General features: G+C 72.5%; 15 protein-coding genes. 5 read left to right on the forward strand and 10 right to left on the reverse strand.

Going from position 1 to position 13989, the window contains the following annotated elements:
* The first annotated feature begins 23 nt into the window (after positions 1 to 23).
* Positions 24 to 398 (forward strand): FluC/FEX family fluoride channel, encoded by a 375-nt coding sequence (locus H299_RS0105615; protein ID WP_027747608.1) that lies wholly within the window; start codon positions 24 to 26, stop codon positions 396 to 398.
* Positions 399 to 420: 22 nt separating this feature from the next.
* Here H299_RS0105615 and H299_RS0105620 read toward each other — a convergent pair whose 3' ends face one another.
* From H299_RS0105620 to H299_RS0105630, 3 genes are all read right to left on the reverse strand, one after another.
* Positions 421 to 708 (reverse strand): YiaA/YiaB family inner membrane protein, encoded by a 288-nt coding sequence (locus H299_RS0105620; protein ID WP_037757970.1) that lies wholly within the window; start codon positions 706 to 708, stop codon positions 421 to 423.
* A gap of 93 nt (positions 709 to 801) precedes the next feature.
* The gene (locus tag H299_RS0105625; RefSeq protein ID WP_027747610.1) at positions 802 to 2088 is read right to left on the reverse strand and encodes a DUF1343 domain-containing protein; all 1287 of its coding nucleotides are present in this window, start codon (positions 2086 to 2088) and stop codon (positions 802 to 804) included.
* 97 nt (positions 2089 to 2185) lie between these two features.
* Positions 2186 to 3271: a DUF5937 family protein gene (locus H299_RS0105630; RefSeq protein WP_027747611.1), complete on the reverse strand. Its 1086-nt coding sequence runs from the start codon at positions 3269 to 3271 to the stop codon at positions 2186 to 2188.
* A 99-nt stretch (positions 3272 to 3370) separates the two neighbouring features.
* Between H299_RS0105630 and H299_RS32385 the strand changes: the two genes are divergently transcribed.
* Positions 3371 to 4615, forward strand: coding sequence for an MFS transporter (locus tag H299_RS32385; RefSeq protein ID WP_037757758.1), 1245 nt, complete (start codon positions 3371 to 3373; stop codon positions 4613 to 4615).
* A 55-nt stretch (positions 4616 to 4670) separates the two neighbouring features.
* Here the strand turns inward: H299_RS32385 and H299_RS32390 are convergent, their stop codons facing one another.
* The gene (locus H299_RS32390; RefSeq protein WP_051262144.1) at positions 4671 to 5822 is read right to left on the reverse strand and encodes a flavin-containing monooxygenase; all 1152 of its coding nucleotides are present in this window, start codon (positions 5820 to 5822) and stop codon (positions 4671 to 4673) included.
* A 90-nt stretch (positions 5823 to 5912) separates the two neighbouring features.
* Between H299_RS32390 and H299_RS0105645 the strand changes: the two genes are divergently transcribed.
* Positions 5913 to 6335, forward strand: a complete 423-nt coding sequence (locus H299_RS0105645) for a YjbQ family protein (protein ID WP_027747612.1) — start codon at positions 5913 to 5915, stop codon at positions 6333 to 6335.
* Between the two features lie 194 nt (positions 6336 to 6529).
* Here H299_RS0105645 and H299_RS0105650 read toward each other — a convergent pair whose 3' ends face one another.
* The 4 genes from H299_RS0105650 to H299_RS32395 all read right to left on the reverse strand — a co-directional run bounded on the left by H299_RS0105650 (position 6530) and on the right by H299_RS32395 (position 9514).
* Positions 6530 to 7228, reverse strand: coding sequence for a type 1 glutamine amidotransferase domain-containing protein (locus H299_RS0105650; protein WP_027747613.1), 699 nt, complete (start codon positions 7226 to 7228; stop codon positions 6530 to 6532).
* A 107-nt stretch (positions 7229 to 7335) separates the two neighbouring features.
* Positions 7336 to 7923: a TetR/AcrR family transcriptional regulator gene (locus tag H299_RS0105655; protein ID WP_027747614.1), complete on the reverse strand. Its 588-nt coding sequence runs from the start codon at positions 7921 to 7923 to the stop codon at positions 7336 to 7338.
* 69 nt (positions 7924 to 7992) lie between these two features.
* Positions 7993 to 8829 carry an alpha/beta hydrolase gene (locus tag H299_RS0105660; RefSeq protein WP_027747615.1) on the reverse strand — a complete coding sequence of 279 codons (837 nt, stop codon included), beginning with the start codon at positions 8827 to 8829 and terminating at the stop codon, positions 7993 to 7995.
* A gap of 136 nt (positions 8830 to 8965) precedes the next feature.
* Positions 8966 to 9514, reverse strand: coding sequence for a TetR/AcrR family transcriptional regulator (locus H299_RS32395; protein WP_037757761.1), 549 nt, complete (start codon positions 9512 to 9514; stop codon positions 8966 to 8968).
* Positions 9515 to 9620: 106 nt separating this feature from the next.
* Here H299_RS32395 and H299_RS0105670 point away from each other — a divergent pair, with 106 nt between their 5' ends.
* A complete protein-coding gene (locus tag H299_RS0105670; RefSeq protein ID WP_027747616.1) occupies positions 9621 to 10481 on the forward strand; it encodes an enoyl-CoA hydratase/isomerase family protein in 861 nt (286 codons plus the stop codon).
* A gap of 332 nt (positions 10482 to 10813) precedes the next feature.
* Here the strand turns inward: H299_RS0105670 and H299_RS0105675 are convergent, their stop codons facing one another.
* The gene (locus H299_RS0105675; RefSeq protein WP_027747617.1) at positions 10814 to 11560 is read right to left on the reverse strand and encodes a phosphotransferase; all 747 of its coding nucleotides are present in this window, start codon (positions 11558 to 11560) and stop codon (positions 10814 to 10816) included.
* A gap of 352 nt (positions 11561 to 11912) precedes the next feature.
* Here H299_RS0105675 and H299_RS0105680 point away from each other — a divergent pair, with 352 nt between their 5' ends.
* A complete protein-coding gene (locus tag H299_RS0105680; protein ID WP_027747618.1) occupies positions 11913 to 12515 on the forward strand; it encodes a YciI family protein in 603 nt (200 codons plus the stop codon).
* Positions 12516 to 12558: 43 nt separating this feature from the next.
* Here the strand turns inward: H299_RS0105680 and H299_RS38065 are convergent, their stop codons facing one another.
* Positions 12559 to 13077: a DoxX family protein gene (locus tag H299_RS38065; protein ID WP_486587159.1), complete on the reverse strand. Its 519-nt coding sequence runs from the start codon at positions 13075 to 13077 to the stop codon at positions 12559 to 12561.
* Between the last annotated feature and the right edge of the window lie 912 nt (positions 13078 to 13989).

Genomic DNA, 13989 nt, shown 5'->3' on the forward strand with positions numbered 1-13989 from the left:
GACGGCGCGCAGAGCGGTACGCGATGACCGACTGGCTGCTCGTACTGGCCGGAGCCCTCGCCGGGGCGCCGCTTCGCTACCTGCTCGGGCTGGACGCGAAGTACCGTCTGCGCGGCACGTTCCCGTGGGGCACCTTCGCGGCCAACGCCGCCGCCGCGCTGGTGCTCGGCTTCGTCGCGCAGTGTGCCGCGGACGGTGAGCTGGGTTCCCGGGTCCAACTGCTGCTCGCCACGGGCTTCTGTGGCGCGCTGTCGACCTGGTCGACGTTCTCCTACGAACTGCTGACGCTGACTTCAGCCCGCCGCCTGGGTACGGCGGCGGGCTACCTGCTCCTCAGCGTCGGTGCGGGGGTCGGGCTCTCCTTCACCGGCGCCGCCGTGGCGGACGCGGTGTTCTGAACCGCGGACGCCGCGGGGCGGGTCAGCTCATCCGCTCGAAGGGGTCGTGCTCAGAAATGATCTTGTCGATGCGCGCCTGGTCCACCCGGTGCGTCACCTCCTGGCTCTCCTGCCGGTCACGCACGCACTTGGCCAGCGTGAATGAGGAGCTGACCAGGAAGAGCACGCCGAGCGCGAGGAACCCGCGCTCCCACGGCCCGACCGGCAGCCACACGACGCCGATGCCGACGGCGAGCAGGGAGACTCCGAACGCGAGGGCGGCCTGGGCGAAGAACGCCGTGGTGGTGGGCCGCTGAACTGGTGTGGTCATGAAGCTCATCCTGCTCGGCGCGCGGCCGCCTGCCATGAGTACGCCTACTCAGCCGCGGCCAGGTGTTCGTACCCGTCAGACGGTGCCCGCGCCTCAGCGGTAGAGCAGGTACGGGCGCCGCACCCGCTCGAAGTCCCGCACCTCGTCCGCCCAGGCGGCCGTCACCCGGTCCGGCTCGGCGCCCGCGTCGATCATGTCGCGCAGCCGGGTGGAGCCGGAGAGCTTGTCGATCCAGTACGGCCGCTTGGGGTCCCAGGAGTCCTCGCGCCAGGCGAAGCCCTCGTACCGGCTGGCCTCCACCAGCATCGCCACGGCCGTGGGCACGGGCCGGAAGCGGTCCGGGTCCGTGACGACGACCTGCACGCCCGCGCAGGTCTTCGCCACGTGCTTGCCGAAAGTCGGCACGAAGTAGCCCTCGCGGAAGCGGACCCCGGGCAGTTCACGGGCGTTCAGCCGGTCGCTGTACCGGTAGTCGAGGAACGGCGCGCCGATGAACTCGAAGGGGCGGGTGGTCCCGCGTCCCTCGGAGAGGTTGGTGCCCTCGAAGTAGCCGGTGCCCGGATAGACGGCGGCGGTCTCCGGGGTCGGCATGTTCGGCGAGGGCGGTACCCACGGCAGCCCGTTGCCCGCGGCCAGCGAACGCGGCTCCCAGCCGCGCATCCGGACGACCTCCAGCTCCACCCGGCCGCCGTCACCCTCCTGCGGCAGCAGCTCGCCGTTGAAGTAGCGGGCCAGCTCACCGACCGTCATGCCGTGCTGCTGGATGATCGGTTTGAGCCCCACCCCGGAGGTGAACGCGTCGGTCATCAGCGGCCCGTCGGCCCGCCTGCCGACCGGGTTGGGCCGGTCGAGCACGACGAAGCGCGCACCGATGTCGCGGGCCGCGCGCATCGCGTGGTACATCGTCCAGATGTAGGTGTAGAAGCGGACGCCCACGTCCTGGATGTCGAAGACGAGGGTGTCCGCGCCCGCCTTGGTGAACAGCTCCCGCATCTTCGCGGCGTCAGCGCCGTAGGCGTCGTACACGGTCAGACCGGTGCGCGGGTCCTCGAACTCCGGCTCCGACTCGCCCGCCTGTGCGCTGCCGCGGAATCCGTGCTCGGGCCCGAACACCCCCACGATGTCCAGCTCCGCGCGGGCGGCCATGGAGTCGACGATGTGGCTGGTGTCCCGCAGCACCCCCGTCGGGTTGCTCACCACGCCGACCCGGCGGCCCCGCAGCATCGACCACCCCCGGGCCGCGGCCAGGTCGGCGCCGGGCGTCACCTCGCGGCGGCGGCCGTCAGCGGGGGCCGCGGCGGCCGGGCCTGCGGCGGCCGTCAGCGGGGCGGTCAGGGCGGCGGCGGTGCCACCGGCGAGGAGAAAGCGGCGGGAGGGCATGCGGGGAAGCTATCCAGGACCCACACCGGCGACAAGGGGGGCGCGCGAAGCACCACAGGTGTAGAGCAATGACGCGCCCGTCGTGCACCGGTCCCGCTCAGCGCAGTACGGCTGCCAGCAGGTCGCCGCCCAGTGCCGTCAGGCCGGGCAGGTTGAGGTTGTAGCGGACGTATCGCCCGCTCCGGCGGGACGTGAGCAGGCCCGCGCGGCGCAGGACGGCGAGGTGGCGGGAGACCTCCGGGGGCGAGAGCTCCCAGGCGTGGGCCAGCTCCCGGGTGGTGTGCGGGCCGCGGGCCAGGGTGCGCAGCAGCCGCAGCCGTACCGGATGCGAGAGGGCCTCGAGCCGTAGCGTGACCGTCTCCAGCGACACCAGCCCCGAGGGACCCGGCTCGGCCACGGGGTACTGCACCACGGGCTGCCAGCCGGGCGAGTGGACCGCCACCAGGTGGGGACGGCCGAAGACCGTGGGGATGAAGGTGACCCCGGTGCCGTGGGCGGCGGTCGCCTTGTCCTGGAGCTTGTCCACGACGATGCAGTCGCCGTCCGGCGCGAGGGTGACCGAGTCGGAGACCGAGGCGAGCGCCGCCCCGATGCCCTGGCGTTTGAGCAGCTCGTTCTTCAGGCGCAGGTCGGTGGCGAGCCGCACGGTGACGTCCGCCCAGGCGGCGTCGAAGAAGGCCTCGGCGCACTGTTCGAGGGTGTGGCGCACCCGCGCCCGCACGGCGTCCGGGTCCGCGAGCAGCCGCTCCGCGAATGCCTCGTGCAGCGGCCCGCGGGCCTGCGCCAGGTCCAGGGCCCGCTCGCGCGCGCCCGCCTCGGTCAGCGGCGACGACGTGGCGAAGCGGGTCCGGCGGCTGCCGCACGTGGTGACGAGCGCGGCGGTCACATACGCCTCGTCCTCGATACGGTCCACGTCGTCCAACTCCTCGGCGAGGGTGGGCCGGGGACGGGCGGGGACCAGGAAGTCGGCTTGTGAGGAACGCCAGAGGAACTCCGCCTCCCGCAACTGCTCGGCCAGCTCGGGCCGCATCCCGGCCCACACGTCCGCGGCCCACCCGGCGAGCTGCGGGTGATGCCCCGGTTCTGCCAGCACGTGCAGCATCGCGGTCAGCTCGGCCAGCGGGGAGGCGGCGAAGCGCAGTCGCTCGGGCGGCAGGCCACTGATGTCGATCCTCAAGGTCACCCCCTCATCATCCCCGGCCGGACGGCCGGTGACGGCGCCGGTTGACGGGGTCCGTCAACCGGCGCGGCCGGCCCGGCCGCCGACCGCACCGTTGGCGCCATGGCAACCACCACCAAGATCCGGCCCCGCGCCCTCGTCCGTGCCTCCGGAGGCCCCCGGTATGCCGCGGCCCTGGCCGTGGACGCACTCGGCACCGGCCTGCTGCGCCCCTTCCTGCTGCTCTACGGGGTGACCGTGCTCAGGCTGTCCGGGCCGGCCACCGGCATCGCCATGACGGTCGGCATCGTCGTGGGCCTGGCCTGCATGCCGGCGGTGGGACACTGGCTGGACCGGGGCGCGCGCAGCACGGTCGTGGCGGCGTCGATGCTGGTGCGGATGCTGGGTGTGGCGCTGCTGCTGGCCACCCCGGCGGGGCACGTCTGGCTGTTCGCGACGGCGGCGCTCCTCCTCGGCATCGGCAACCAGGCATGGCCGGCCGCCCACGCGGCCCTCGTGGCCACGGTCGCCCACGGCCGGGAACGCGACGCCGCGCTCGCGGCAGGCCGCGCCCTGCGCAACGCGGGCATGGGCGCGGGCGCGCTCCTCGCCACCGTGTGCCTGGCGGGCGGCACCACCGCGCTCCAGGCGCTGGCGGCCGTCACCGGGCTCGCCTACCTCACCGCGGCGGTACTGGTGTGGTCGGTCCGCCTGCACGCGCATTCGGCCGCGGCCCCGGCCGAGGAGGGGGCGGACGGCGGACCCGCGCCCCGGATACGCGCGCTGCTGGCCGCCAACGTGATCTACGCCTTCTGCCTCAACGTCCCCGAAATCGCGCTCCCGCTGATCCTGGTGACGCAGCTGCACGCGTCCCCGGTGTGGTCAGCGGCCATCTTCGTGGCCAACACGGTGCTGGTGGTCACCCTTCAGGTCCCGGTCACCGTGTGGCTGGCCCGCTACTCCCGGCGGACCGTACTGGCTCTCGCGGGCGTCGTGCTCGCCGCGTCCTACCTGGGCTTCCTCGCGGCCACCTCGCTGGGACACGGCCGGGGTGTCCCGGCCATCGCCGCGGTCTCCGTAGTCTGCACGGTCGGCGAGATCATCTACGCGGGCAGCGCCACCGCGCTGGTCACCGTGCTCGCCCCGGCCCAACTGCTGGGACGCACTCTCGCCCGCTTCGAACTCTCCACGGGCCTCGGCCTCGCCGTCTCCCCGGCGGTCATCACCGCGCTCGCACCCCGCGGTCCGGCCGCCTTGTGGGGCGGCCTCGCTGCTGCGACGCTTCTCTCCGCCGGCGCCGTCGCCACCGAGAAGGACCGGGAGACACCGCCCGTCGGCCGCCGCCACCGGGCGCGAGCAGGAGCGTGAGCGAGGCAGACGTCCTGTCGGGACGCTGCCCGCCGTCACCAGGGAGGCCCCCCGCTCAGGCGGCCAGACCCGCCGGGACCAGGGCCGCGTCGGCGGCGCGGGCGTCCGTACGGGCGGGCACCGCCGGGCCGACCCCCTCGGTCAGCAGCGCCCGGACCTTCCGTACGGCCTCCCGCCCCGCGCGGTTGGCACCGATCGTGCTCGCCGACGGGCCGTAACCGACCAGCTGGATACGCGGGTCGCGGACCGAAGCGGTGCCGTCCAGCCGGATGCCGCCGCCCGGCTCGCGCAGCCGCAGCGGCGCCAGGTGCGCGGTGACCGGCCGGAAGCCGGTGGCCCACAACAGCGTGTCGGCCGCGGCGGACCGGCCGTCCGCCCAGGTGACGCCGTCCGGGGTGATCCGCGCGAACGGGGGCCGCCGCTCCAGCAGGCCGTCGGCGCGTGCCCGGCGCACCGCCTCCGTCATGGGGAGGCCCGTCACCGAGACCACGCTGCGCGGGGGCAGCCCGTCCCGCACCCGCTCCGTCACCCTCGCCACGGCCGCCCGGCCCTGCTCCTGGTCGAAGGGCTCCGTATGGAAGACCGGCGGCCTGCGGGTCACCCAGGTGGTCTCGGCCGCCACCTCGTCGATCTCCAGCAGGTGCTGGACGGCCGAGGTGCCGCCCCCGATGACGATCACGCGCTTGCCGGTGAACGGCGGCGTGCGGGGACCGGCGTACTGGGCAGTGTGCAGTTGGGTGCCGCGGAACGTCTCCTGGCCCGGGTAGCGGGGCCAGAAGGGGCGCTCCCAGGTGCCCGTCGCACTGATCACCGCGCGGGCGGACCAAGTCCCGGCGGAGGTCTCCACCAGCAGCCGCCTCGATCCGGCGGCCGGGTGCTCGCGTACGGCGTTCACCCGCACCGGCCGCCGCACCGGCAGGTCGAAGGCGCGCTCGTAGGAGGCGAAGTAGTCGCCGATGACCTCGGCGGAAGGGCGCTCGGGGTCGGCGCCGGTCAGCTCCCTGCCGGGCAGCGCGTGCATCCCGTGTACCTTGCCGTAGGTCAGCGTCGGCCACCGGAACTGCCAGGCGCCGCCGGGTTGCGCGGAGCCGTCCAGCACCATGAAGCCGCGGCCGGGCTCGAACCCGGCACGGCGCAGGTGGTACGCACTGGACAGCCCGGCCTGCCCCGCCCCGATGACGACGACCTCGGTCTCCGTGTAGTCCATGCCCCTGCCAACAGCGGGCACCGCCCGGAGCTTCCCGCGCCGCCGCACACCCTCCGGCCCGCCCGCGCCCGCGGGCGGCAGGATGGGTGCATGAGCGACGCACTGCGTACCCGCATCCTGGAACTCGCCACCGGCGCGGAGGAGACCGTCACGGACCTGACCCACCACTGCGCGGAGTTCCTCGACGAGGTGGCCGCCGGCCGCGACGGACTGCTGAACGTCTTCGTCCCGCACGCCACGGCCGGCGTAGCCGTCCTGGAGACCGGCGCGGGCAGCGACCGCGACCTGCTCGCCGCCCTGCACGACCTGCTGCCCGCCGACGACCGCTGGAACCACCGGCACGGCAGCCCCGGCCACGGCCGCGACCACGTCCTGCCCGCCCTCGTCCCGCCCCACGCGACGCTCCCGGTCCTGGCCGGAGCGCTGGCCCTGGGCACCTGGCAGTCGGTCTGCCTGGTGGACACCAACGTGGACAACCCGGACCGGCGGGTGCGGCTGAGCTTCCTGGGCTGAGCGGGCTCACTCTCCGTGGGGGTGCCGCCGTTCTGGAAACGACCGGACGGGGTCTGCGGCGGTAGGTGGTGCGCGTCGGTGAGCCGGCCGGTGGCGGGAGCGTGCGGGAGGGCCCGGCCGGGCGGGGCGGTGGGGCGCCCCGGCCCGGCCGGGCCACTGATCTGTGCGTCCGGCCGCGCGGGTTGTGGTGCGGGCTATGCGCGGGACTCGTCGACTTCGGCGAGGAGGGTGAGGAGGGCGTCGGCCGCGGGGCCGGAGGAAGCCGGGCTCTGGCCGGTGACGAGCAGGCCGTCGGTGAGGACGTAGGGCTGCCATGCGTCGGTCTTGGAGTACTCGGCGCCCAGGCGCCTCAGTTCGTCCTCGACGAGGAAGGGGACGACGTCGGTCAGGCCGGCGTCGGCTTCCTCCTCGTTGGTGAAGCCGGTGACGCTCCGGCCGCGTACGAGGGGAGTGCCGTCGGGGTTGGTGGCGTGGCGCAGGGTGCCGGGTGCGTGGCAGACCAGGGCGAGGGGCTTGCCCGCGCGCAGGATGGTCTCGATGAGCCGGACGGAGTCGGGGTCTTCGGCCAGGTCCCACAGGGGGCCGTGGCCGCCGGGGTAGAAGACGGTGTCGAAGTCGTCGGCGGAGACGGCGTCGAGACGGACGGTGTCGGCGAGGGCCGCCATGGCCTCAGGGTCGGCCTCGAAGCGGCGGGTCTCGTCGGTCTGGAAGGCGGGTTCGTTGCTCTTCGGGTCCAGGGGCGCCCTGCCGCCCTTGGGGGAGGCGAGGACGACCTCGGCGCCTGCCTCCTTGAAGCGGTAGTAGGGGGCGGCGAGTTCCTCCAGCCAGAAGCCCGTCTTGCGGCCGGTGGTGCCGAGTTCGTCGTGCGAGGTGAGAACGATCAAGATCTTCACGGTGTTCGCTCTTCCTTCTAGTAGACCGGTCGTCTTAGCTGGGGCGCGTAAAACGACCGGGGTGTGGGTGGTGGGTGGCCCCTGCGGGCCGCCTCGTGCTTCGGGTGCTACAGGTGCAGGAGTTGGCGGGTGACCGTCGTTGTGGTGTCCAGCGGGCCTATGTCGCGGTGGATCTTGGTCATGACGCTCGCTCCGAGCCACATGTCGTACAGGATCTGCGCGGTGTCGCGAGGGGTGCCGTCGATGGTGAGTGATCCGTCCTCCAGGCCGGCCGTGATCGTCCGTTCCAGGCGGTCGATGATGCCGGTGGTGCCGTCCTTCAGGGCGAGCCGCATGGTCTCCGACAGGTCGGAGACCTCCGCGCCGAGCTTGACGGCCAGGCACTTGCCCTGGCATTCGTCGATGCTCTGTGTCTCGCGCCAGTTCTGCCAGTAGTTCATCAGCCGTTCTGCCGCGGTCAGGCCCGGCTCGGCGAGGAGGCGGTCCATGTCCGCCAGGTAGTCGGTGAAGTAGGCCCGCATCATGGCCTCGCCGAAGGCGTCCTTGGAGCCGAAGAAGTGGTAGAACGACCCCTTCGGCACACCGGCCGCAGAGAGGACTTCGTTGATGCCCACTGCGGAGAATCCCTTGCGGGACATGATCCGCTGGGCGGCGTCGAGAATGCTGCGGCGGGTGTCGTCCTTGATGGCTGGCATGTCCCCCATCCTACGCACATTAGACCAGTCGTCTAGTGCTTCCGTGCGTCGGCCTCGCAGCCCGGCTCGTCAGCGGCCGAGGAAGTCCAGGAGGATCTCGTTGACCTCGGTCGTGTGGGTGGTGAGCAGCCCGTGTGGCGCGCCGTCGATCTCGACGTACCTGGCGGAGGGCAGGGCCTTGGCGAAACGGCGCCCGGTGGCGTCGACGGGCAGGGTCCGGTCGCTCGTGCCGTGCACGATCAGGGCGGGTACGTCGATCCGCGGGATGTCGGCCCGGAAGTCGGTGGGCCAGGTCAGCGGGGCGGCGGCCGAGGCGAGCGGGCCTGCGCCGGCCGCGACGTTCCAGGCGTTGCGCACCGCTTCCTCGCTCACCCGGGTGCCCAGGTTCTCGTCGAGGTTGAAGAAGTCGGCGTAGAAGCCGGTGAAGAAGGCGTACCGGTCCTTCTTCACCGCCTCGGAGACCCCTTCGAAGAAGGAGGGCGGGGCGGCGCCGTCCGGATTGTCGTCGGTGATGGCCAGATACGGCTCCAGTGCCGCGAGGAACACGGCCTTGGCGACCCGGCCGGAGCCGTAGGTGGACAGGTAGCGGGCGACCTCGCCGGTGCCCATCGAGAAGCCGACCAGGACCGCGTCGCGCAGGTCGAGGGTTTCCATGACGGTGTGGAGGTCGGCGGCGAACGTGTCGTAGTCGTAGCCGGTGGAGGGCTGGCTGGACTTGCCGAAGCCGCGCCGGTCGTAGGTGATGACCCGGTGGCCTGCGGCCAGCAGGGCGGGGATCTGCCCTTCCCAGGAGTTGCCGTCCAGCGGGTAGCCGTGGATGAGGACGACGGGCTGTCCCGTGCCCTTGTCCTCGTAGTGCAGTTCGATGTCGGCGCTGTTCTCCGTGTCGACCTTGATGCGTCCCATGGTGCCTTCCTCTTCCGGGAGTTCGGTGCTTGTCGTGCTCCGATGCCAGAACTATACGACCGGTCTACTCGTACCGCAACCCCCGCCGCCGTCCAGGTGTGTCGCGGGTCTGGCCCTGCGGCGTCCGGGGGAGGCGCTACGCGGGCCAGGCCCGTGCCGCGTGGCGGGCCGCGTCCAGGAGCTGTGTCCGGTCGGCGCCGTCGCGGGCCAGTGCGGCCATGCCGGCCAGTACGGTGTCGACGAACGCGGCGACGCCGTCGGCCTGGACGGTCGACGCGAGTTCTCCGTCCGCGGCCGCCCGGCGCAGACGTGCTCGGATCATGTCGCGTGTCTTGTCGCGCCGCGCGGTGAGCCGCGGTTCCCCCATGACGAGGCAGCCGGGGGGCTGTCCGGGTGCGGTGAAGTGCTCGGCCGAGGACCTCAGCAGGCGCTCGACCGCCTCCCGTGCCGTGGGTGCCGACAGGTCGCGCTCCAGTGCCTCGTCCAGGTGCTCGGTGTAGAGCGCGCACGCCTTCTCGAACAGCGACTTCTTGTCGCCGAAGGCCGCGTACAGGCTTGGCGGGGCGATCCCCGCCTCCCCGCACACCTGCGCGACGCTCACCCCGTCGTATCCGCGCTCCCAGAACGCGCGCATCGCCGTCCGGAGTACTGCGTCCTTGTCGAACGTCCTCGGTCTGCCTGTCATGCGCAAACTGTAACGCACGCTAAAGAACCTGCTACGGTTCTTCTGTAACGCGCACTAAACAACGTTGGGCGGGCGACGACTCTCGCCTGCCAGAAGGAGCACAGTGATGAGTTACAGCGGCTACAAGTCCCTGGTGGTCCGTGTGGAGGACGGGGTCGCCTGGGTGACTCTCGACAATCCGCCGGTGAACACCGTCGACGCCACGCTGGCCGGTGACCTCAAGGCCTTCGCCGACCTGGTGGCCTCCGACGAGGAGATCGCCGTGATCGTCCTCCAGTCGGCCAACCCCGAGTTCTTCTCCGCCCACGCGGACTTCGAGTGGTCCTTCGATCCGAGCACTCTCCTGGCCCTGGCCGACCCCGAGGGCGACCCGGCCCTCAATCCGCTTCAGCAGCTCAACGAGCGGCTGCGCACGCTGCCGCAGGTGACGATCGCGAAGTTGCGGGGTTACGCACGCGCGGGCGGCGCCGAGCTGGCGATGGCCGCCGACATGCGGTTCGCCGCTGCGGACCACACCTGGCTCTCCCAGCCGGAGTCACTGATGGGCATCTTCCCCGGCGGAGGCGGCACCCAGTACCTCAACCGGCTGGTCGGCCGGGCCCGTGCCCTGGAGATCGTGCTGGGAGCCGAACTGTTCGACACCGCTGTCGCCGAGCGCTACGGATGGATCAACCGCGCGGTGCCGGACGAACACCTCGACGCGTTCGTCGACGCCCTCGCCCGCCGCATCGCCGGTCTGCCCCCGGGAGTGGCCGCCGCCGCGAAAGAGGCGTTGGACGCCGCCGAGTCGAGCGGCCCCGTTCCGCACCTGGCCGAAGAGGCGTCCGCCCACGCGAAGGTCTACCCCTCCCCGGACGACGTCGTCCACCGGCTCCGCGTGCTGATGGACCGCGGCGGGCAGACGCGCGACGGCGAACTGCGCCTGGAGAGCCTGCTCGAATCCATCCCCTGGGCCCACCGCTCGTGACACTCCGACGGTCATGTCCACCGGGGGGCGCTGCTTCGAGGCATCCGCAGCGAAGCCGGGCGGGCGTCCGCCTCGGCGGCCCCGTCGAGGCGGCAAATCCCCACGAGGCGTGGCCATGGGTGGAGACGCAGGCCGCGAAGGTGGTGGCCGACCTCGCTCTGCTCGTTCCGGGGTCGGCTGCCCCGGCGGAGGCCGGCGGACACGAATGCGGACACCCCGGACCGCCGGGCGCGGCTGAGCTTCCTGGGCTGAGGCGGGTGATCAGCCCGGGAGGAGGGGGCAGCCTGCTCGACGCGGCAGAGCGCAGGCGCGGCGGCCGGGCACGCGCGGTCTCACATCCGGGATCGGAGCACGTCGACCTCGCAGCCCGGCGCGAACGGGTCGAAGCCGTGCTCGATCAGCCAGCGAACCGCCAGCAGGCTGCGCACCGACCACCACGCGTGGATCACGTCGAGGTCGAGGTCGGGGCCGTAGCCGGCGAGGACGTCGCCGAGGTGCTCCTCGTGTCCGAGCGTGAAGGTGGCGAGGTCGTACAGGGCGTCACCCTGGCCCGCCTCGGACCAGTCGATGATGCCGGTGACCTCGTCGCCGTCCACGAAGACGTGCGCGACCTGCAGGTCGCCGTGCGTGAACGCCGGAGTCCACGGCCGCAGCGCGGCCTCGGCGACCTGGCGGTTGCGGGTGACCAGGTCAGCGGGCAGGAGGCCCTTGGCCACGAGCGAGGCACACTCGTCGTCGAGTTCCGCCGCCAGTGCGACGCTGCTCCGCCCGGCCCGGCCGGGCCGGGGCGGCAGGGGCGCGTCGTGCAGCCTCCGGATGGCGGCGCCCGCCGCTGCCCACGCCGCCGGCGACCCTGTGGACGGCCCGCCGAGCCGCCCGAGCACGGTCCCCGTGAGCGCGGCGATGGCGAGCACGGGCGGCTTGCGCCACAGGACTTCCGGGGTCGGCACGGGCGCCAGCGCCATCGCCTCGACCTCGATGTCGATGCGCGCCTGATCGGCGTCCACCTTCAAGAACACGTCGCCGACGCGCAGGGTCGCGCGCTCGGAATGGGCGACGACGACTGAGACCTCATCCATGGGCAACCAGTATCCCGGGGATGATCACCGGTGTCGCCAGGTTTATCGCCTACGGGCACGCGGCTGACCGCGTGCCCGTAGGCGGCGGTGCGGAACCGGCGGAAGGGTTGCGGCGGGACGGCCCGTTCACAGACTGCACCGGAACCTGAAGGGCGCGACCGTCACCGAGGCCGGCGACCGGCTGGTCGCCGGCAGCGGTCGCGCCGATGACACCTTCGGCATCGCGCCGCCCGCCGCGCGTCCGGGCACCTCCACGCCCGCGCCGCATACGCGGCCGACCGCGTGCGGAGGAGCCGTTGTACGATGCGCTGCCGCAGGTCGCGGTGCTGGTGGGCCACCTACGGAGGTGCGTGTGGAGTACTTCGTCTACTGTCGCGATCAGCCGGGATCGATGCCGCTGCGGGAGGAACTGACCGAGGAACATTGGGCGTTCATGGACCGCTACGCCGAGGGGATGATCGCGCGCGGCCCCACGCTCACCCCGGACGGCACGGTGGCGACCGGCAGCATGCACATCGTCGACCTGCCTGACGCGAACGCCGCGCAGGCGTTCGCGTTCGACGAGCCCAACTACCGGGCCGGCGTCTACCGCGAGGTGCTGGTGCGGCGCTGGGGGAACGTGCTGGGCCGCACGATGTGGGAGTTCCCCGGAGGCGTGGTCGGTGGCCCGCGCTTCCTGGTCCTCGCGCACAGCAAGCCGGGCCTGCCCGCCCCCGGGAGCGACCTGGAGGCGGCGCAGCACGACTACCTCGAGCGCCGGTTCGGCGAACACCTCGTCGCGTACGGCCCGTTGCACTCCAGCGACGGTGCCGACTGGTGCGGCACCGCCCTGCTGGTCGAGCTGCCGGATCGCGGAGCAGCCGAGGCCATGATGGCGGACGAGCCGTACGCCCGGGAGGGGCTCTACGAGAGCGTCGAGGTCCACCACTGGGAGTTCGGCGGCCGACGGGAGTGACGTGCCCCCGGAGGCTCCGGGGGCGTGCCGGGCGGCAGGCTCGTCACCGGCCGCGGCGGCCCGACGAGGCCGCCGGTCTCGCGGGCCCTCTCGAGACGCTCGGTGCGACGGGGTGTGCGGACGGGGAGGGGGGCGGGGCGAATTGCGGGGACGGGGGTGCCGGGACAGCCGTGGGGTCCGGGCGCGAGGGGCCGGGGCGGTCGTCCACGGCGACCGCCAGGCACGCGGCGATCAGCACCACGTTCTTGATGACGTACTGCCCCTCCAGGGTGGGTGTGGCCAGATGCCCGTTCCACATCGCGTCCGGCAGGATGAACAAGGCGGAGAAGACCCCGGCCATATGCACGAAGAATGCCGCCAGGGCCAGCCGCAGCAGGATGCCGGTGACCAGGCCCAGGCCGATCGCGGTCTCGAAGACGGCCAGCATCGGACGGGTCGCGTCCGCCGGCACCAGTCCGAAGGCCAGTACGTCCATGGTGTCGATGGCCACCTGCTCCGCCGGGCTGGCGTTGGGTGCGAACTTCATCGCCCCGAACCAGATGAAGGTGAGCCCGACGGACACCCGGAGCACCGTCGTGCTGTGCGGTCGGTAGCGGCCGAGGACGGATCTGAGTAACACCTCGCCCGGAAGAGCCCTGTCGCGCCGGTGGTGCGGCTTCGCGGGGCGGTCGGTCCCGTACCGGGAGGTGCCGCCGTCTCGGTTTACGGCATGACGTGTCATGGAGTGTCCTTCCTGATCACGTGGCTCCGGCCGAGGTCCCCCCTCGTGCGCACCGCTCGGCGGACGCGTACCTCCCCCGCCGGCGCCCGGAGCGCGTGGTGCCGTGACGCGGGCACCGCGGGGGCGGCGTGGTCGGGTGTGCCGAACTGGAGCCTTGCGGACGACAGCCGTCAGGGGCTGCCCGATGCGAACGTGTACGACCGCTGCTTCGCCGGAAGGATGTGGGGCCGTGCGGGGCTGGATGCGGGACAGGTCTCAACGGTGGGTGAGGACGTTCCGGGCGTTCAGGTTCCCTGGTGTGGGGCGCGGCGGGCACTGACGGGTGTTCTCGTCAACGAGCGTGTGTCTGCGGGGGGTTGGGGGGCGGGAAGCCCACGGCCTGCGTTCGCGTCTGACAACACGCTAGAGGCTCTGACGTGCCCGCGTAAAGGTCTGGACCAATACTTGTTCGAGTCGCCTGCGCGATCCGTGCCGTGTCCGTGCCGCGTCAGTGCCGTGCCGCTGCCTTCCCGCGCCGCGTAGGAGGGCAGCCGCACGGCCCGCCGCCTAGGTTCTGTCGTCGAAATGGCGGTGTCCGACCGGAGGCCGGGCTGTGCGGCGTGTGGTCCGTGCGCTCACAAGGCTACGGACTCGTCCTCGTACCGGGTCGTACGTGGGCGATTCCGGCAACGCGGCGAGCATGGGGCCTCCCCAGGCCCGAAGGGCCAAGGGGACGCGTGCCAGACGCCGCACAGCAGGCGACATGGTGACGAC

This window comes from Streptomyces sp. CNH287 (assembly GCF_000424825.1).

Excerpts from the sequence above, each read along its gene's own strand:
- H299_RS0105615 (WP_027747608.1), top strand. The coding sequence starts at position 24 with ATGACCGACTGGCTGCTCGTACTGGCCGGAGCCCTCGCCGGGGCGCCG.
- H299_RS0105620 (WP_037757970.1), bottom strand. The coding sequence starts at position 708 with ATGACCACACCAGTTCAGCGGCCCACCACCACGGCGTTCTTCGCCCAG.
- H299_RS0105625 (WP_027747610.1), bottom strand. The coding sequence starts at position 2,088 with ATGCCCTCCCGCCGCTTTCTCCTCGCCGGTGGCACCGCCGCCGCCCTG.
- H299_RS32385 (WP_037757758.1), top strand. The coding sequence starts at position 3,371 with ATGGCAACCACCACCAAGATCCGGCCCCGCGCCCTCGTCCGTGCCTCC.
- H299_RS32390 (WP_051262144.1), bottom strand. The coding sequence starts at position 5,822 with ATGGACTACACGGAGACCGAGGTCGTCGTCATCGGGGCGGGGCAGGCC.
- H299_RS0105645 (WP_027747612.1), top strand. The coding sequence starts at position 5,913 with ATGAGCGACGCACTGCGTACCCGCATCCTGGAACTCGCCACCGGCGCG.
- H299_RS0105655 (WP_027747614.1), bottom strand. The coding sequence starts at position 7,923 with ATGCCAGCCATCAAGGACGACACCCGCCGCAGCATTCTCGACGCCGCC.
- H299_RS0105660 (WP_027747615.1), bottom strand. The coding sequence starts at position 8,829 with ATGGGACGCATCAAGGTCGACACGGAGAACAGCGCCGACATCGAACTG.
- H299_RS32395 (WP_037757761.1), bottom strand. The coding sequence starts at position 9,514 with ATGACAGGCAGACCGAGGACGTTCGACAAGGACGCAGTACTCCGGACG.
- H299_RS0105670 (WP_027747616.1), top strand. The coding sequence starts at position 9,621 with ATGAGTTACAGCGGCTACAAGTCCCTGGTGGTCCGTGTGGAGGACGGG.
- H299_RS0105675 (WP_027747617.1), bottom strand. The coding sequence starts at position 11,560 with ATGGATGAGGTCTCAGTCGTCGTCGCCCATTCCGAGCGCGCGACCCTG.